This is a genomic window from Richelia sinica FACHB-800, assembly GCF_014698825.1.
In the GTDB taxonomy this organism is placed as follows: domain Bacteria; phylum Cyanobacteriota; class Cyanobacteriia; order Cyanobacteriales; family Nostocaceae; genus FACHB-800.
The window spans coordinates 15,036-33,968 of the sequence record NZ_JACJTT010000035.1 but is presented as its reverse complement, the minus strand read 5'-3'; the positions used below and the strand labels follow the sequence as shown (position 1 = coordinate 33,968).

The window sequence follows — 18,933 nt, the reverse complement described above, 5'->3', positions numbered from 1 at the left end:
AATGGACAGATACTTTCCATTACCTCAACTATCATCCTTTTCCAATAAACCACTACGCATCATCAATTTTGGCCAAACCAACAAGAAAAAACCCATCCAACCTAACACAGGTATAGCTACCAAAACAGTCAACCAAATGACCCTAAATAATAACCAGCTACCACTAATCAAGACTACACCTGTCAGCAGGATAGACCAAGGCTGACACCACCAAGGTTTATATTGCCAAGGACTGATAGATTTCACTTCTGACATCAGTTTACAGCACCTTTAACTCTTTGCGTGAGTCAACAACAACATTCTCAACCCTACCAAACAAGCAGCATAACATCCCCACACTTTACCTAGCATCAGGCTTCCATTGTTCCAAAGATATATATTGATTTTGGACAATATCTAAAGCGAGAATCACACCACTAGGATTCAATACCCGAAACCAATAAATTGTATGTGTAGACTTGTCGGGGTGATTTTCAAACACCTTCACCACATAATATGGTGCATCTTCAGTCGGAGAACTATCCACCGCAGCAGCAACTCTAATAGTACCTCTGGAGAGTCTTTCAATTTCTCGTGCTTTGCGTCTAACTTGGGGTAGCTTCCAGACAGCATCTAAAGCTTTTTTCTCATCTAGATTGTTCTCAGTCGCAACAACTTTCATTGCTGTCGCTTTATTCGATTTGTCCAGGGGTTGAGTAGATGCAAAAGTCATGTTTGTACGTTTATTAGCATTTTGCTCAATCGCTGAATGTCCCAATAAAGCCACCAGGAATGCCGCTATTAATGGATAATACCAGGTAGGATTTTGGATTTTAGATGAGAGATAAGCAATGCCTTTGGGATTATTCTTTTCCCATTGAGTACGATAGATGGATTTTTTGCGAAGGTTTCGCCTAAACATAATCATGTACCTAAGTCAAAATTACTTGTTGCGGTTTGTATAATTAACATATCAGGGGTAATACCCCTCGTGTCTACCGTTTTGCGGAAATCCGTAGTTTTTGTCGGGTAATTGCGGTAAAAATTGGGGAACTTTTTTGATTCTCTCAACGTCTCCAGCACAACAAATATGAACACAGAGAAAGCTTGACCACAACCCAGTATTAGCCTCATTCTGAAGAGTTGAATCAGACTAATTAGCAACCATGAATCTGCATCTGAATACTCACACCTGATTGATAAATCCGGTATGATACTAAATTTTAGATTGGAGATTTTGCATCAGGCATGAAAAACCCTACTGTCTAGAATTTTTCAACAGGTACCAATCATAATCCCTCTGTCAATTTGGTATGATTCTCATCAGCAATGTAGAGAAACTAATGGCTGAATAACTGATTACAGCCGGAAAATCAATTGCCCATTTATTTGTAGGTTTGACAAAAAACGAAGAGATTTTACCCACAAACTTAAAGTTAGCACTAAAGTCGGAAATTGTGCAACATTTCGCAATATAGTTGATTGCTTAATTTCCCACCAATGGTGCATTCAAGACTTTATCAATGCGATCGCTTGTTTCCAACAAATGGGCTTTGGTATACTCATCCTCAGAACCTACTCGCCGCAATCGCTGATTTAATTGCTTCAGCTTATACCAAGCCAAGGTTCTAGCATCCTCTGGCACAGTTTCTTTCCGCAACACCATCCCCATCAAAACATCTAAATATTCCCGTTGCAAACCCCGACGGAGACTAGAAATTTTCAATTTGCCCTTTGGTTGCAATACTTCTGTCCAAATGCCATTTTGCAGCGTGTCAAATAATTCTGGCAAACTCAGGGCATGATCTGATTTTGTTTTCAATTCTATATCCTTGAGGCGAGAAAGGCGATCGCCTGACAACAACTCTCGCAGCACCGCACTTTGCACCAACAATACCAAATCATGGACAGGATAATCCAAACGTCCCGTCGGAGGAATACTACCCCAATGTCGCCAACGAGAAGGTGCTAACTTATTTAGTAGTTCTGGTGAAAAGTTCAACGCATCCTCAGCAAATACATACTTTTGTAGCGTCGCTAAAGCTTCCCGTTGTTTTTCCACAGGTACAGATGCAAATGGTAAACGACGCTGTTTGGAACTCGGCTGAACCCGGTAAAAAGACTGCCCACCAATGTATTTAGTTGTATAAAATAACTGCTGCAAATAATTCGTTAAAATAGTTGTAAATCTTTCCCGCCAATCGCTATAACTTTCTCCAGCCGTGGGATAAGTCTGTTGTAATCTCTCCCACATAACCCGTGAATTATTCAACTGCCACTGAGAATAAACCAGCACATTAGCACTATTATCCCAAGCCGCTGCTGTGGGGTCAATATCCGACATATCTTCGTCTGGGGAATAACTCAACTCTGGATTTTCTGACTGATTGGCAATTTGCTCTAAAAACGGCTTTTCTGCTACAGGAGTTTTCCCTGGAGTAGGTTTATAACCATACTCAATAGCCCATTCATCATATACCCCCACCATACTGGGAAAATAATCTCCCTGTTTCGTGCCTTGGGGGGCAATATTGGGGGGAATATAATCCATCACAGAGGTAGTTAAGCCCTTCGTCCGGGTAATATTCGTGTTGTTCATCTCCTCCGGTGCTAAGAGGGTACTACCACGAAAATTGTGACGCAAACCTAAGGTATGACCAACTTCATGGGCAATAATCAACCGTAAATATTGGTGAATATAATCTTGTATTTGCTCCTTGGTCGGGCTACCATTGGGCAGGAGCGACATGGCCAAAGAACCATAGGCAAATTGATTGGCACTTTCCATGCCGTAGCATAAATCATACTCCCCAGCCAATTTAGACAACCTACTTAAAAACCCCTGCCGATTTTTCCCACCCTGGCCACACAAGCCGTGGTTTTCCATAAGTGTAGATAAAGCTGTGTGCCTCTTTGCTTGACTTGGTTGCACAATTTGCCGATACTCATTTTTTAATACCCTGACAAAACTAGCATCGACCAGAATATCTGCATCCAAAATTTCCCCAGTTAAAGGATTGACACGGGATGGCCCCATAGCAAAAAAACCATCTACGGTGTTAATCCAGCGAATAGTATTGTAACGAATATCTGCTGCTTCCCAATCTGCATTGTCTGGCATTTGCCGCACTTCAATGGCATCCTGAAACCCTGCTTTCAAAAAAGCTTTATTCCACATCAGAACACCTTCTTTGATTGCATCCCGATATTCCCAGGGAACTGCATTATCAATCCAGAAAACAATCGGTTTTTTAGGAGGAGAAATAGCCGCGTTGGGGTCTTTTTTCTCTAAATGCCAACGATTAATATACCTAATAAATGAGTCACTGCGGTTATCATTGGATAAATCTTGATATGCAGTGACAAAATAACCAACCCTTTCATCAGCTAACCGGGGACGATAATCATGATTAGGTAATTGGGACAAACTGTAGTGCACACGTAAAGTAAACCCACGACCATCAGCTAAAGACTCAAAACCTGGACTTTGGTTTTCACCACCCCCACCACCTGCACCAGAAAAATTGAAAATTGTCTGTACTTCTAAATTTTCCGGAAAAACTTGAGCATTACCAAAGTAAGATTGCTCTGGGTTGGGAGCAAGTTCTAAACTACTAGCTAAACCTGCCAAATCGCTAATTAGTAAGTCACCCAAATCAATCAAATAGGTTTTTCGTTCAGGATGAATGCTTTTAATAGGGAGATTATACAGTACAGAATCGCTAAAAGAACGAGCAAGCGATCGCACCTGGGGATCTCCCTCCCGTGTGCGAAAGTTAACATTACGGATAATAAACTGTAGATTATTATCTACTCGTTGGAAATAAAACAAGAAATCCTGCAAGGGAACACCACTATAAATGCCCTTTTCTCCAATTCCCGATTCTAATGTAGCTGTAGCGATAAAATTCTTTTCTAATTGCTCTGGTTTAATTTCTAAATATATTTTATTCTTACTTTTTTGCCGATAGATTGTAAATAATCCTTCATGTTTCTCGGCATCTTTAACAACATCTGCAAAGGCTTCTAAATCATCACTTCTGTCTGGTTTACTAGGTGTAGGTTCTGGTTTTTTCCCAGGATTTTTTGTGAGCAGGAATGGTTGCATCCCTATTTTTTTCTGATTTTCCACCACCCAAATATAAGGTTTTCGCTCTAACTGCTGACCTTGATTCAATACCCAAATTTGCGATGATGATAGGGGTAAATGAGAATTAGCTTGTCTATTATCTAATCCTGTGGGGTGTGGGGATGGTAATGATTTAGCCTTAGCGGTTTCTATCCCCAATAATAAACTCGACAACAAAATGATATAAAAACTCAACTTGTTCATACCCTACACCCCTGGTAATATCATTTTGGAATAATTCAGTCCATATCAGTCAAATTACCCAAAATTTCGAGAATATTTATCAATTATCTACATCTGTTTACATTTTTTGATGATTGCCAATTCCTAGTTACTGGACAATATTATCATTTCCAGCACAAACAGGTGAGAGGAAATTTCTCACCTAGAATGCCTGAATAGATGCCATTGTCAAATTGCTTCTTGATAAATGATTTCCTGGAACTGGATAATGTCTTTCTGCGGGTCAGCAATACTTACTTTCACCAATAATTGCTCACCTAACTTCACAGTTCGACGGAAAGACATCGGCAATTGTAAGCCTAAATCTTCTAAAAGAATTAGCCCTAAATTACTATCTTCTCGCAACCACATTAACAATGTCACTTCCCACGCTTTATCAGGGTGACGACGCAAATATTCTAAAGCCCAATAGCGGTTTGTTTGTCTTTCCACCATTGTCACTTCTTGGGTAATGGTGGTGACGGTCATCATCACCTCTTTGAGTTGTTCTGCTGAAAAGGGTAAAACTTCACCTCTTAAATGGGCTTTGAGTTGAAAATGGGTAAGTAAATCGCTGTAACGACGAATGGGGGATGTGGCTTGAGTGTAAGTATCTAAACCTAAACCAGCATGACGTACAGGTGTAATGCTCATTTCACTCTTGGGCATACAGCGACGCATGGCACAAGCACGAACAAACCCTGCTGGTAGTTGGAGTAATTCTTCTTCTGGGGGTAATTCTGGTTGGGGTTGTCCCCGGAAAGGCAGAGGGATGTTATGGGTTTGCCCATAACGTGCGGCCACCTCTCCAGCTAAAATCATCATTTCTGCTACTAATTGCCGAGAGGAAGAATCATCAAGAATGTCAATGTTGATGTCATCACCTTTGACTTTAATCATCGCCTCTGGCATATTAATGCTGATGGCTCCTTGGGCATAGCGCCAAGTTTTACGTTTAGTCGCCCAATTAGCGATCGCTGCAATTTCTGGTTCTGCCTGTACCCCTAATTCCAACATCTCATCCACATCTTCATAGGTGAGACGATAGGTGGGCTTAATAATGCTGGGATGAATACAATAATCCGCTACAGCCCCGTTGGTATCTAACACCACACCAAAACTCAAGGCACAGCACACTCTTCCCTGTACCAAACTCATGGGTCCAGTCGCCAACACTTCGGGAAACATGGGAATCATCCCTGTGGGCAAATAAACTGTACTCCCCCGTTTTCTGGCTTCTAAATCTAATTCATCTTCTGGTATTAACCACCGGGTTGGGTCGGCAATATGCACCCACAGTCTTTCCCTTCCCTCCCCTAAAGATTCCCAACTCAGACCATCGTCTATTTCTGTAGTGCTTTCATCGTCAATGGTATAGACCTTGAGATTAGTTAAATCTAGACGATTAGCATCTAAGTCATGAGGGGGAAAATCTAAACGTTGTTGCGCCACTTCTAATACCTTATTGGGAAACTGAACGGGAATTGATGAACGGCGCAAGAACAGGTTTTCATGGTTAGTCCACCAACCCAAATCTATCAACAGCTGAAAGGCTGCTTGTGGTGTGGCGGAACGTCCCAACATATTCATGGTTTCTAACACTGGGGCAGGGGGAGGATAGGCACGGGCTAAGGAATCATAGTTGACTCCCATCCGCACAATGTCTGCCAGTAGCGCCGCGTATTTTTCCAGTGCTTCTAAACGCTGACGGTCAGGTCGTTGCCATTCTACTATTTCACCTTTAAGGGCCTGTTCGACACGTGCCAAAAATTCCTGTTGTCCCTTGGCTTTTTGGGCTTCCACTTCAATTTGATGCTTTCGTTCTGCTACCTGGGTAGCGCTGCGTGGTTCGTAAGCATCACCTTTCTGCTTGAAATAAAGTTTGTCGTCTGATAACAAGCAATGAGCCGCGTAACATTGGGATGGATTGGCTTCGGAAAACAGCAGATTAGCCATTTCACTGGGGGTGACTGTTTCCCCATCTTCTACCAATAATTCCCAGGCTACTTCCAAGCTTGATGGGTCAAGGTATGGTTGGACTTGACTCACAAAGTGGGGTATGTCAGTAGATTTGTAAGTTTGTCCGTTAACTGTATAGGTAATTTGTCGCGGCGCGAGGCTGTGGGATTGACCTCGTTCATCTACCACAAACCAACGGGTCTTTCCGTCTGGACGATCTACTATCCCCAGACGGCGATCGCCTTGAACCCTAAATTCAACTAGCGTCCCCTTCTCCACAACTCTCGCACTTCAATAATTTTATATTTTTGGATTTAAGATTTTGGATTAAATAACTGGTATCTAATCCTTAATCTCTTGATTTATCGACAATCTTATGACAGTTCGCAATTCCATTCCCAAAGATGAATATTGGATTTTTAATTTTGAGACCTGATTCTCAGAGGCGAACTGCACGCCTATTATCCCTCATCCTATATTTTGGGAGATTTTGGGACTAAATTTTTAATTGAGCCTCAATTACAATCACCTGCCATCAACCACCGTTTTGATTTTTACACTTGATGTGCAATAGATATATTAATCTATCTATTTATCAAAAGCCTAATTTATGCAGGCAGAAACGTTCGTTATGACGTTTTTGCCTCTTGCATAAATACTTGGGTTGATGCTCATAGGCTCTTGGCGATACTAGTAATATTTTACCGCGTTCAAGGGTAACATTGATTGAATGTTTTTCACTCTCTTTCACCCTCTGCCAAGGTTGAGATTTTGGAATCAAAGTAAACGTTTAATTCTACACAAACGCTACTTTTCTTGGGCTACCTAAAACCCAAGATCCAAAATCCAAAATCTTTTTAGCCTTCTGCATTAATAAATGGCAATAGAGCCACAATCCGAGCGCGTTTAATCGCTAATGTTAAATCCCGTTGTTGTTTGGCAGTTAACCCAGTGATTCTGCGAGGTAAAATTTTACCACGTTCTGTAATAAACTTACGCAGCAAATCTACATCTTTATAATCTATAGGTTCTCCGGGCTTAATAGGAGACAGGCGACGACGGTAATAGCTCATCTTTTACTTGATTTCCTTGTGAACAGTGTGCTTATTGCAGTGGGGGCAGAACTTTTTCAGTTCTAAACGATTGGTGGTGTTTCGACGGTTCTTGGTGCTGGTGTAACGAGACACACCAGGGGAACGCTTGTCTGGATTAGTGCGACACTCGGTGCATTCTAGTGTCACAATTATGCGGGCACCTTTACTCTTAGCCATAATCTTACAAACAGTAAAGCCTGGAGAGAATTAACACAAATGCCTATTTTCTCATATCACGCCACATTTTTTCAACTATTCGCTTAACTTTTAAATCCAACGAATAGCCACGTCGCGACGAAACTATGATAGTCCTTGCCAGGCGATCGTGCCAAGCCTGCCGCATCTGAGTATCTGATAAGGCGGCTCCACAGTCAATTGCCAGAGGAATTACTAGCAGTATAGCAGTGGGATTAGCAATTATATTGCCGAGAAAAATAGAAAAAAGTAAAGTGCCAAGACAAATCAGGGATTCTCGTTTCAATAAAGCCTGTAATTCCGGAATTCTCCCAACTATTTGCCCTGATTCCACTTCTAAAATCTTTAAATCAACAGCCCAGCGTCCCAAGCTTTGCCCTTGATTGTTGTACACCACCAGGACGCGCAAAATCAGCCAAGCAACGATAAAAACCAAAATTTGAGCAAATTGAATCCCGATATTGCCGCTACCTAATAGAGAACTAACTAACCATACTCCCAAGAAATCAATACCCAAGGCCATACCTCTGCGGCTAATTTCTGCCTTGGGATAGTGTTTTTGAGTTGGTTTGACGATAGTCATAATTAAAATTAAAAATTTAAAAAATATCTGTCAGCTAAAATATTTGAGTCTTATAGAGCCGGAGCGAAATCTAGACTTGGCAGTCCCAGTAAATCTGTATCAAACACTCTGCCAATACAAGTTTACTCAATTTGCGGGACAAAGGTATCCAGTTTTGATAATTGTATGATGACGGGGCAAGTCTTTATCCAGCATCTGATGATGAAAATTCAATTAGAGCAAAATTAACGTGTTTTCGTCATTGCGACCGCAGATAAGCAATCTCCAACCCATATTTTTTGTAGGCTATGCGTAAGTCATGAGAGTAATAGATTCACATAAAATAAAGGTGGGTCAAACCATTGCTAACCCACCGTAAAGTTTTTTCTAGTAATTGATTTTTGCTAACTTCCTTAAACTACAAAATCACTTGTGTTAAAAGTACCAGTAAATCCTGTTACCTCCATAATCGCATCAGCAGCACTATTAAATCCGGCTGTAGCATCATTAATAGCGATGAAAGTCCGAGTACCAAAGGTAAATTGAGCAGCGAAATTAGCAGCAAAAGCTGTAGTGGTTAATTTAGTGCTAATTCCCGCAGTATCGAGAGTGGCAACAGTTCCCACATTGGAAAATCCTGCTCTAGCAGTGCTGACCAGGAGTAGGTCATTGCCTGTATTAGCATTGAAGTCTGTAATGATGTCAAAGTTACTCAGGAGTGAATCAGTGAGAGTTTTATAATTCAATCTGTCATTTCCTGATCCGCCAATGAGGGTATCTTTACCAGCCCCACCAATGAGGATATCATTACCTACCCCACCATTTAATAAATCATTGCCGGTACCACCATTCAATGTATCATTGCCACCATTTCCATAAATAGCATTCCTGCCACTATTACCTGTAATCACATTGTTGGCTTCGTTACCAGTACCATTATCGTTAGCAGTACCTGTCAGAGTGAAATTAGATTGCGATGAATCGATTATTTTGACAGTTCCTAAGTTTTGTCCAGGTACTAAAAGAGCATTCGTAGGATTAGAAAGTTTAACAGTAAAGATTTCATCAGGGTCGGCAAAAAAATCATTTAAAATAGGAACTGTGATAATCTTTGTAGTTTCTCCTGGGTTAAAAGTGAGCGTACCAGATGTGGCGGTGTAGTCAACATCTTCTGTTGCGGCTCCAAAGGAAAACGAACTTTCTGTTGCATATTGGACAGTAACAGTGGTTGTGCTAGCAGCAGAAAGAGTCACACTTAAAACCGCATTTTGAGGGGATGTTTGACCTTCTATCGCTGTAACATTGTTGATACTCAAACCTAGCTTTGTCGAAGGTTTAGCGACATATAAAACATTGTTACTTACCCCAACAAAATTATTACCAGTGATGCCTATCTGTGTAAGAAAAGGAGCATCTGTGGTAATTTGTGTAGTTGTTGTGCCATCGTAAAAAAATAATTCTGCATCATTGTAAAAATCATCGTCGTTGGAGGCATCTGCAACCCATACAACTTTATTATTTACAACTGCAAAGTCCTGATTATAACTAGCACTACTAGATATCCGATTGCTTAAAGTAATTGTTGAGGTTCCATTGTAGAGTTTTAACACCCCAAAACTTGAAAATTCTCCCAACTTCTCAGCCCAAACAACCCAATTACCACTCATTTGAAATGTATCGGCAGAAATTAACGAACTGCCGAGATTAGTTGTAGTATTGGTGACGCGGTTGTAAAGTCTGAGAAAGTAATTTGTGCCGTCATATCTGGCATAGGCAACTTTATCTCCAGATACTTGTGGATTATATACCTCAAGATTAGTTGTGATTTGAGTATTGTTTGTCCCATTGTAAAACCACAAATTTTCTGCTGTACCAGTCCAGTTAAACCAGGCTATTTTATTGTTATCAATAACCGGACTGTAATCGTCAGTTGTGTTGTTTGTTAGTTTAGTTGTGGTCGTACCATTGTTGAGATAAATTTCGTAATCATTCCCATCCCAACCAGCCCAAACAGCATAACTACCTGATAATTTTAGATCATATTCGTCAGTCGTATTGCTTGTCAGTTGGGTTGTGGTTGTACCATTATTGCGGAAAATTTCTACATCTGTACCATCATATCCATACCAAACCACATTACTGCCAGAAATTTGAGGTGCGTAGTCATTAATAGTGTTATTAGTGACCTTAGTTGTTGTGCCACCACTATAACGATAAATTTCATAATCACTACCTTCTTTCCTCGCATAAACTATGGTACTGCCAGAAATGTCGTAGCCTTGAATAGGTGAGTAGGCACTATTAGCTATAGGAGTTGTAGTTGTGCCGTTATAAGAATAAACTACAGAATTAGATCCTTTTTGATATACCCAAACAAGATTGCTGCCAGAATTTTGATAGCTGTAGTAGTCAACCTCTGAAAAATCAACGAAGGAAGAGTAAGAAGAGAAGGAGTTAGGAGAGACAAAGGAAATAGGCCCTAAGCGAGTGAATTCATAGAGTGTCGTTCCAGACTCTTCTATTTCGATATTCTGTCCATTAAGATTAATAGTGGCATGGTCATTTTCTTTCTGGATGCGGTTTATATCGCTGGGGCTTAAATTCACTCCCCGCACTAAAGCAGAAAAATATTCTCCTTCATCACCTTTAGCATCTTTGCGATTGATTTTGGCATCTATATAATGACCAATTTCTTCTAAGAGAACAGCCTTAATTTCATTGGCATTGGCATTTTTAATAAAGGCATCAGAGAGATAAATCGTATTGCTAATTGTGGCATAGCCACCTTTGGCTGTACCTAGTACATTACTACTGATAACTTTAATGCTTGGTAAATCGTTAAAGTTATTCGATTGCCACTGATAACGTATATATTCAGCTGTTTCATGATTGAAACCAAAACCGAAAGCTGTTTCCAAAATGTTCCAAAATTCATCAGAATTGGCGTAATTTTTTAATATTTGGTGAACAGATGGGATATGGGTGGAAATCAGATTGTTAGCCATATATTTTGCTCAATTCTTGGATTTTTTAGTACAGAATCAACTATTTTCAAAAAGCCAGCGTAAAAATATTGCTGTTTAATATTCAGCAATATTTACAGCCCGTAAAAAAATAATCGTTTATAATTATACAGACAAAAAATTTTTACTTCTGAGTTGATAAAAATCGTTATGTTGTTTATTAATTAGTAAAAAAGTAGGTTGGGTTAAGCGACAAAACAACCATGCAAAAGCATTGATATTGAAGATTTTTAACTATCACAACTTCTCACTAATTGAGAAAACATATAATGCTAGAATCTAGGCTAACTGCTAATTTCAAGTAAATGACAGCCACAGTTGCAAACATCTCTTCCCTAAATGAGTTCTTAAAACTCGGCTACATCGATGAGTCACCAGCTTGGGAATATATTAACCGAGAAGCAATTCAAAAACCGATGGGTGGTGGTAAACACAGTTTATTACAAAAACGGTTAGTTGCAGCTATTGACGCACCAGTAAGTGATTATGAAGCATTTCCAGAACTGCGCTGTACTTGTGGAAATCGTTCCATCGTTCCTGACGTTGGGGTAATTGCCACCGCACAAATTCCATTAGATGAAAGTGGTGATATTATTAGCAGTGGGATTAATTTTGCACCAGCTTGGGTAATTGAAATTCTTTCACATAACCAAAGCCAAACTAAGGTAACTGGTAATATTTTACATTGTATTAAACATGGGACTCAACTTGGATGGTTGATAGACCCCAGTGAGCATTCAATTTTAGTTTATCAGCCGAATAATTTACCTGAGTTGTTAACTGAAACAGATAGATTAACGGTGTTAGCAGGTATGAATTTAATTTTGACAATTGAGGAAGTGTTTTGTTGGTTGCAAAGGAAAAAGTAACCTGAAATTATGCTGCCAAAAATCTAGAATATTTTTAATTTATTAACTAATAAATAAATCTTCCCTTCTTATCAATATATCGTTCTTGTTCACCAATTTTGACTCGTGCTAAACCTTTATAAAATTTGCAAACATTATCAAATTGAGGTGGTATGATAAACTTTCCATTTTTATCAATATAACCATATTTATTATCTATTTTTACTCTTGCCAAACCTCCAGAAAAGTTATCGGAATCCTCAAATTGAGGTGGTATGATAAACTTTCCATTTTTATCAATATAACCATATTTATTATCTATCTTTACTCTTGCCAAACCTTCGGAAAAATTATCGGAATCCTCAAATTGAGGTGGTATAATAAACTTTCCATTTTTATCAAAATAACCATATTTATTATCTATCTTTACTCTTGCCAAACCTTTGGAAAAATCAGTAGCAAAATAAAATTGAGGTAGTATAATAAGCCGCCCAGTTTTATCAATATAACCATATTTATTATTTATCTGTACTCTTGCTAAACCTTCGCAAAAATCCCAAGATTCCTCAAACTGAGGTGATATAACGAACTGTCCACTTTTGCCAATATAGCCCCATTTTTCGTCTATCTTCACACTTGCTAGACCTTCGCACAAGTCCCAAGCACAATCAAATTGAGGTGGGATAACAAACCTACCACTTTTGCCAATATAGCCCCATTTTTCGTCTATCTTCACACTTGCTAGACCTTCAGAAAAGTTATCAGCTTCCTCAAAATGAGGTTGTATAATTAAATTACCACTCTTGCTAATATAGCCATATTTATTATCTATTTTAACTATTGCCATACCTTCATAAAAATTCCAAGCCTCATCGAATTGAGGTAGTATTATTAAGTCACCTTTTTTATCAAAAAAACCATATTTATCACCAATCTTAACCTTTGCCATACCTTCATAAAAATTCCAAGCCTCATCGAATTGAGGTGGTATTATTAAGTCACCTTTTTTATCAAAAAAACCATATTTATTATCTATTTTAACTATTGCCATACCTTCATAAAAATTCCAAGCCTCATCAAACTGGGGTTGAATGACTACTCTTCCTGTCTGGTCTATATAGCCATACTTGTCGCCAATTTTAATTGGGTGTAGCGAGATAATAGGAGATTCTGAAGGTAACCCAGCCTGTTTTAAAGCTTGCAATGCTTCATGAGCATCTGTATATCTCTCTTTGTAGTGATATCTAACCATCTTGGTTAAAATATCTGCCAATGATTCGCTTATTTCGGCTTTTTCTCTCCAAATAACCTCTAGCGTATTCGGGTCTATTGGTAATTCTTGCGGTGATTTTCCCGTTACGGCTTGAATTGCAGTTATCCCCAGCGCATAAATATCACTGCATAATTTAGGATGTCCATGAAACTGCTCATTTGGCATGTAACCACGAGTACCAATGGGAATAGTGCTGCTTATTTTCCCTTTTGCATTTACTTCTAAAGTGCTGATTTCCTTGACTACTCCAAAATCAATCAAGACAAGTTTATTATCAGAATAACGGCGCATTAAATTTAATGGCTTGAGATCACGATGAATAACATTTTGTTCATGGACAAAAGCTAGCACTTCCAAAATATCTTGCAAAAGTTGAATTACATCAGCTTCACTCCATTTTTGACCTGAATTTATTTCATAACTTAAATCTTGCCCATCAATGTATTCTTGAACAAGATAAAATTTTCTATTTTCCTCAAAAAAGTCGTATAGTTCAGGAATTTGGGAATGGCTTTTTCCCAATTTGAATAATACTGCGGCTTCTTTTTTAAACCTTTGTTCTGTATCTAGGTCTGGTGTTGGAGGTTTGACAAGTTCTTTAATTACACAGTTATATTGGGGAGTAACAGGTAAATCACAGGGGTATTCCGCTAAATATGTTTTGCCAAATCCCCCATTTCCTAACTCTTTGATAATTTTGTAACGTCGTTGCAGTATTTCCCCAATCATAATGATACAGAAACATTTCTGTATATTTTGGCATAATCCCGCCAGAAAAAGCAATTATGGATATATAAGCTTCAGAATAGGCTAAAAAGGCTTGTCTGAATTCAGACATGAAAATTAAAAGTATAACGGTGCGTTAAACTTTCTCTAGTACACCCTACTTCTTAATAAAACACAAGTAAGGGCTGGTTACACTCTTGCTAACCCACCATTCCACTAACATTTAAGCATCGGAACTACCTTGATTATTTAACCAAGTAACCAAATCAGCAGCGCTTGTAAAATCTAACAACGCTAAACCTAAATTCTCTAAATCTTCCACGGAAAGTTTATTAATTTGCACTTGTAAATCCTGACTAATTCCACCTATGCGCCGTTCAAGTAGACGTGTAGTGTAATTTAAAGCCTCTTCATAGCGGACTTCTTGATAATATCTGGTATTGCGTAAATCACTAATACTAAACATTCTTGCTAACTCCTGGGGACTGAGACGGGGTAATTTGTAGGAAACAATAGTCTGGATTAAATCTAGCAAATTCTTTTGTAATCTTGCATCCGGTAAATCTGACCTGGCTTGTGATAACAAGTTTCTTGCTAATGTAGGGACTTCTTTCTCATTCTCCACCACTAGCTTAATGATACCTAATCCTAAAGATGCTTGAATATCAACTGGTTCATCCAGATATAACCGAGTTACCAAAGGACTTTCTAGCAAATAGCGATAGGGTTCTATTTCTGTTGGTTCTATACTACGTTTAGCAAATAAAACTACCGCTTGCCAAGGTTGTGTAGAAGCATATAGACGTAGATAAAGAAAGATTTCCGAAAAAAAGCGAGCATAAAAATCTACATCTTTCTGAAATTGTACCTCGACAAAATAAATTGGTCTTTGTGGTTGATTATTTATTGGGAGAAATAAACCATCAATTCTAAATGCTGTTTGTTTCAGTTCTACAGAAGCAAAATCATAAACATCTGCTTCTGTAGCGGGTAAATTAATCAGTTCAAAAAAAGATGCAGGTAGAGTTTGAAAAATTCGATAAAAAATTGAATCAGTTTTCATGGAAAAAATTGGTGCTTACGGAGCTACAATTCAGTTAGAGTCAAAAACTTTCCGTAGAGTAGGTTGGGTTGACGGAAGGAAACCCAACATTATCAATTTCAATGCTTTTGTTGGGTTGCGCTGTCGCTTAACCCAACCTACTTGTTGTTACTTTTTTCTAGCCTCAGACTTCTAGTCTGAGGGCTATTCTATTAAGCGGTGAAATACTTGGCTACAGGATGATAAGCAATAATCGCTGTTGTAGACTGTTCAGGATAAAGTTGTTCACTTTCATCCATGTACATCTTAATTCTGTCAGTGCCTAACAACTCCAACTGCTTCAACTGATCTTGGATATTTGGACAAGCAGGATAGCCGAAACTATACCGAGAACCTTGATAACGCTGGGCCAAAATATCGCGAATATTATCAGGTTCCGCATCACTAAAACCTAATTCTCGACGAATTCTGGCATGTGTCCATTCTGCTAAAGCTTCTGCTACCTGCACAGCTATCCCATGAAAATACAGATAATCGGTGTATTGATTATCAGCGAATAACTTTTGTGCAAATTCTGTTGCTACTTCCCCTACAGTTACTGCTTGCATTGGAAAAACATCAATTATTCCTGATTCCTTGGGTGCAAAGAAATCAGAAATACAATATCTTCTGCCTGAACGTTGACGGGGAAATTCAAAAGTTGTTACGGGTTGTAGAGACGTTCCATGGAACGTCTCTACATTGTCGTGTGAATAAATCAATAAAGTATTCCCCTCAGACTGGCAAGGGAAATATCCATAAATCACTTGAGGATGCAACAAATTTTCTGCAATAATCCGCTGTTTCCAATTATCTAAAATTGGATAAACCTTCTCAGCCAAAAACTCTTGATATTCTTCCTTAGATTGTTCCTTGGGTTTGCGGAATTGCCATTGTCCAGCAATCAAAGCTTGCAAGTCTAAATGCCACAGTATCTCTTCAATGGGAATATCGCAGGGCTGTAATAACTTTGTTCCCCAGAAAGGAGGTTGGGGACGTTCAATATTGATATCTACAGCCTCGGAACGACGGGTATCTATTTCTCTTGGTTCAGCAGCAGCTTTCTCTTTAACAATCTTATCTGCGGATTGTTTTTGACCATTTGTTGATGTTTCAGCATCTTCCAATTCATCTAAAAATCCTTGCAAATCATCCCATTTATCCGCAGCTTTAGCGGGCATCAATTTATCCATGAAATGCAAATCAGAAAAGGCATCTTTACCATAAACCACTTTGCCTTTGTAAGTGTTTTGGCAGTCTTCATGGACAAACTTAGGCGTTAACGCTGCACCACCTAAAATTACCGGAACAGTAATACCTTTTTCGTTGAAGACCTGCAAATTTTCTTTCATGAAAGCGGTAGATTTAACCAACAACCCACTCATAGCAATACAATCAGGTTTATACTGCTCGTAAGCTTGAATGATATTTTCTACTGGTTGTTTGATGCCTAAGTTAAATACTTTGTAACCATTGTTAGATAAGATGATATCTACTAGGTTTTTACCAATGTCATGAACGTCGCCTTTAACAGTGGCAATGATTACCTTACCTTTGGCATTGTCTCCTGCTTCTGATTTTTCCATGAACGGCTCTAAATAAGCCACAGCCGCTTTCATAGTTTCTGCTGATTGTAATACGAAAGGTAGTTGCATTTGTCCTGAACCGAACAATTCACCCACAACTTTCATGCCATCTAATAGGAAGGTATTGATGATTTCTAAGGGTGGATATTGTTCTAAAGCCTTAGCTAATTGCGCTTCTAAACCAATACGTTCTCCATCAATAATATGACGCTTCAGCCTTTCTTCAATGGGGAGGTTTTCATCAATGCCAGTGTTACGTTTAGCTTTGACTCCTTCAAAGAGTTTCGTTAATTCTCCCAAGGGATCATAAATGCAAACATCCCCTTCAAATTTGCGTTCATCATAGATTAATTTTCGGCAAACTTCTTGATGATGTGGTTCAATTTTCGCCAATGGTAAAATTTTACTGGCGCTGACAATAGCTGCATCCATTCCCGCAGCCATTGCTTCATGCAAAAACATGGAGTTCAAGACAATACGGGCGGCTGGGTTTAAGCCAAAGGATATATTAGATACACCCAGAATGATATGACTGCCTGGCAATTGTTGGCGAATCCTGCGAATGGACTCGATAGTAGCTTTGCCATTTTCTCGGTCTTCTTCAATCCCCGTAGATATTGGTAGAGCTAAAGTATCAAAAAATATTTCTGTTGGGGGTATGCCATACTCCACAGCTTGGCGGTAAGCACGTTGAGCAATTTCAAATTTTTTGTCTGCTGTTCGGGCCATGCCATCTTCATCAATTGTACCAATGACGACACCAGCACCGTAATTTTTCGCCAACTCCAACACTTTTAAGAACCGAGGTTCCCCATCTTCGTAGTTGGTGGAGTTAAGTAAACATTTACCTCCAGCTACCTTTAAACCTGCCTCCATTTTCTCCCATTCAGTGGAGTCTAGCATCAGGGGTAGGGTGACGTTATTGACGATGCGAGAAACTAACTCGTGCATATCCCGCACACCGTCACGTCCTACATAGTCTACGTTAACATCTAGAATATGTGCGCCTTCTTTAACTTGCGATCGCGCCATTGACACCAAACCATCCCAATCTTCTGCATTCAGTAATTCCCGGCATTTCTTGGAACCACTAGCATTCAGGCGTTCTCCCACAATCAAGAAAGAGTTATCTTGTTCGTAAGGTTGGGTGGAATAAATTGACGCTGCTGCTGGTTCTAAACTTGGTTGTCGCACCTTGGGTTTTAAATCTTTGGCTATTTCCGCTAATTGTTGAATGTGTGCTGGACGTGTCCCACAGCAACCCCCAATCACTTGGACACCCAAATCTTCAACAAAGTGCATCAAAGCCATGCGTAACTCTAACGGCGTGAGGCGATAATGGGCTTGACCACCAACGTTTTCTGGTAAACCAGCGTTGGGAATACAAGAAACCACAAAAGGAGAATGTTCAGCTAAATACTTGATATGTGGTTTCATCAAGTCTGGCCCAGTGGCACAGTTTAAACCAAGAATATCAATCGGATAGGGTGCCAAAATCGTCAGTACAGCAGCAATTTCTGTACCTACCAACATTGTCCCCATACTTTCCATGGTGACAGACACCATCAATGGTCTTCTTTCGCCTTTTTTGGCAAAAGTTTCCTCAATCCCATTTAATGCCGCTTTAATTTGCAGCACATCTTGGCATGTCTCCACAATAAATAAATCCACCCCACCATCAAATAAAGCCTCTGCTTGTTCAGCAAAAGCCGTTTTCATGGTGTCAAAATCAATATGTCCCAAGGTGGGAAGTTTAGTCGTGGGGCCAATCGACCCAGCCACAAACCGGGGCTTTTCTGGGGTAGAAAACTCAGTTGCTACCTGCTTTGCCAATTCTGCCGCAGCTTTATTTAGATAATAGGTTTGGTCTTGTAGGTCATATTCTGCCAATACAATAGAAGTACCACCAAAAGTATCTGTTTCTATCACATCTGCACCGGCAGCCAGAAAGTCACGGTGAACTTTTGCTACAGCTTCTGGTTTGGTGTGGACGAGATATTCGTTACACCCTTCATATTGTGGGCCACCAAAGTCTTCCGCAGTCAGGTTTTGGGTTTGCAGATTGGTTCCCATAGCACCATCAAAAACAATGACGGGAAATTCGGGACTATGTAGTCTTTCCAGGAAAGGATGAGTCATATGATATGCAAAAAAATGGAAATGTGTATTGTGAGATACGACTTAACTTACTATTTTCTAACATTCTTCTAATAGAGATAAGTTTTAAATAAAACTAGTGCTGGGGTCAGTTAAAAC

General features: G+C 39.4%; 12 protein-coding genes. 1 reads left to right on the top strand and 11 read right to left on the bottom strand.

The genetic code is table 11. The features are described from left to right. Positions 1 to 24: 24 nt before the first annotated feature. The 8 genes from H6G73_RS19440 to H6G73_RS24905 form a co-directional block, all read right to left on the bottom strand. Positions 25 to 255, bottom strand: coding sequence for a DUF6737 family protein (locus tag H6G73_RS19440; RefSeq protein WP_190607469.1), 231 nt, complete (start codon positions 253 to 255; stop codon positions 25 to 27). Positions 256 to 340: 85 nt separating this feature from the next. Beyond that, the gene (locus H6G73_RS19435; RefSeq protein WP_390840481.1) at positions 341 to 712 is read right to left on the bottom strand and encodes a hypothetical protein; all 372 of its coding nucleotides are present in this window, start codon (positions 710 to 712) and stop codon (positions 341 to 343) included. Positions 713 to 1,465: 753 nt separating this feature from the next. Further along, positions 1,466 to 4,312: a zinc-dependent metalloprotease gene (locus tag H6G73_RS19430; protein WP_190607467.1), complete on the bottom strand. Its 2,847-nt coding sequence runs from the start codon at positions 4,310 to 4,312 to the stop codon at positions 1,466 to 1,468. Positions 4,313 to 4,519: 207 nt separating this feature from the next. After that, entirely contained in the window at positions 4,520 to 6,568 is a 2,049-nt protein-coding gene (locus H6G73_RS19425) for a ribonuclease catalytic domain-containing protein (protein WP_190607465.1), read from the bottom strand. 578 nt (positions 6,569 to 7,146) lie between these two features. Further along, the gene (gene rpsR, locus H6G73_RS19420; RefSeq protein ID WP_066383809.1) at positions 7,147 to 7,362 is read right to left on the bottom strand and encodes a 30S ribosomal protein S18; all 216 of its coding nucleotides are present in this window, start codon (positions 7,360 to 7,362) and stop codon (positions 7,147 to 7,149) included. Between the two features lie 3 nt (positions 7,363 to 7,365). Beyond that, on the bottom strand, positions 7,366 to 7,560 hold the full coding sequence (rpmG, locus tag H6G73_RS19415) for a 50S ribosomal protein L33 (protein WP_096572409.1): 195 nt from the start codon (positions 7,558 to 7,560) through the stop codon (positions 7,366 to 7,368). Between the two features lie 43 nt (positions 7,561 to 7,603). Further along, positions 7,604 to 8,161, bottom strand: coding sequence for an RDD family protein (locus H6G73_RS19410; protein ID WP_190607464.1), 558 nt, complete (start codon positions 8,159 to 8,161; stop codon positions 7,604 to 7,606). Between the two features lie 392 nt (positions 8,162 to 8,553). Further along, on the bottom strand, positions 8,554 to 11,145 hold the full coding sequence (locus H6G73_RS24905) for a bluetail domain-containing putative surface protein (RefSeq protein ID WP_199317775.1): 2,592 nt from the start codon (positions 11,143 to 11,145) through the stop codon (positions 8,554 to 8,556). A gap of 323 nt (positions 11,146 to 11,468) precedes the next feature. Between H6G73_RS24905 and H6G73_RS19400 the strand changes: the two genes are divergently transcribed. Then, complete coding sequence (locus tag H6G73_RS19400) at positions 11,469 to 12,032, top strand: Uma2 family endonuclease (RefSeq protein WP_190607462.1); 564 nt, start codon at positions 11,469 to 11,471, stop codon at positions 12,030 to 12,032. Positions 12,033 to 12,078: 46 nt separating this feature from the next. On the opposite strand, the gene H6G73_RS19395 is transcribed toward H6G73_RS19400, so the two are convergent. The 3 genes from H6G73_RS19395 to metH all read right to left on the bottom strand — a co-directional run bounded on the left by H6G73_RS19395 (position 12,079) and on the right by metH (position 18,816). Further along, positions 12,079 to 14,013, bottom strand: a complete 1,935-nt coding sequence (locus tag H6G73_RS19395) for a WG repeat-containing protein (protein WP_190607460.1) — start codon at positions 14,011 to 14,013, stop codon at positions 12,079 to 12,081. Between the two features lie 220 nt (positions 14,014 to 14,233). Then, positions 14,234 to 15,073 (bottom strand): Rpn family recombination-promoting nuclease/putative transposase, encoded by an 840-nt coding sequence (locus H6G73_RS19390; RefSeq protein WP_190607458.1) that lies wholly within the window; start codon positions 15,071 to 15,073, stop codon positions 14,234 to 14,236. Between the two features lie 191 nt (positions 15,074 to 15,264). Beyond that, a complete protein-coding gene (gene metH, locus H6G73_RS19385; RefSeq protein ID WP_190607457.1) occupies positions 15,265 to 18,816 on the bottom strand; it encodes a methionine synthase in 3,552 nt (1,183 codons plus the stop codon). Positions 18,817 to 18,933: the final 117 nt, after the last annotated feature.

What these genes read in the sequence shown, in the direction of transcription:
- H6G73_RS19440 (WP_190607469.1), bottom strand. Translation starts at nt 255, where the DNA reads ATGTCAGAAGTGAAATCTATCAGTCCTTGGCAATATAAACCTTGGTGG.
- H6G73_RS19435 (WP_390840481.1), bottom strand. Translation starts at nt 712, where the DNA reads ATGACTTTTGCATCTACTCAACCCCTGGACAAATCGAATAAAGCGACA.
- H6G73_RS19430 (WP_190607467.1), bottom strand. Translation starts at nt 4,312, where the DNA reads ATGAACAAGTTGAGTTTTTATATCATTTTGTTGTCGAGTTTATTATTG.
- rpsR (WP_066383809.1), bottom strand. Translation starts at nt 7,362, where the DNA reads ATGAGCTATTACCGTCGTCGCCTGTCTCCTATTAAGCCCGGAGAACCT.
- rpmG (WP_096572409.1), bottom strand. Translation starts at nt 7,560, where the DNA reads ATGGCTAAGAGTAAAGGTGCCCGCATAATTGTGACACTAGAATGCACC.
- H6G73_RS19410 (WP_190607464.1), bottom strand. Translation starts at nt 8,161, where the DNA reads ATGACTATCGTCAAACCAACTCAAAAACACTATCCCAAGGCAGAAATT.
- H6G73_RS24905 (WP_199317775.1), bottom strand. Translation starts at nt 11,145, where the DNA reads ATGGCTAACAATCTGATTTCCACCCATATCCCATCTGTTCACCAAATA.
- H6G73_RS19400 (WP_190607462.1), top strand. Translation starts at nt 11,469, where the DNA reads ATGACAGCCACAGTTGCAAACATCTCTTCCCTAAATGAGTTCTTAAAA.
- H6G73_RS19395 (WP_190607460.1), bottom strand. Translation starts at nt 14,013, where the DNA reads ATGATTGGGGAAATACTGCAACGACGTTACAAAATTATCAAAGAGTTA.
- H6G73_RS19390 (WP_190607458.1), bottom strand. Translation starts at nt 15,073, where the DNA reads ATGAAAACTGATTCAATTTTTTATCGAATTTTTCAAACTCTACCTGCA.
- metH (WP_190607457.1), bottom strand. Translation starts at nt 18,816, where the DNA reads ATGACTCATCCTTTCCTGGAAAGACTACATAGTCCCGAATTTCCCGTC.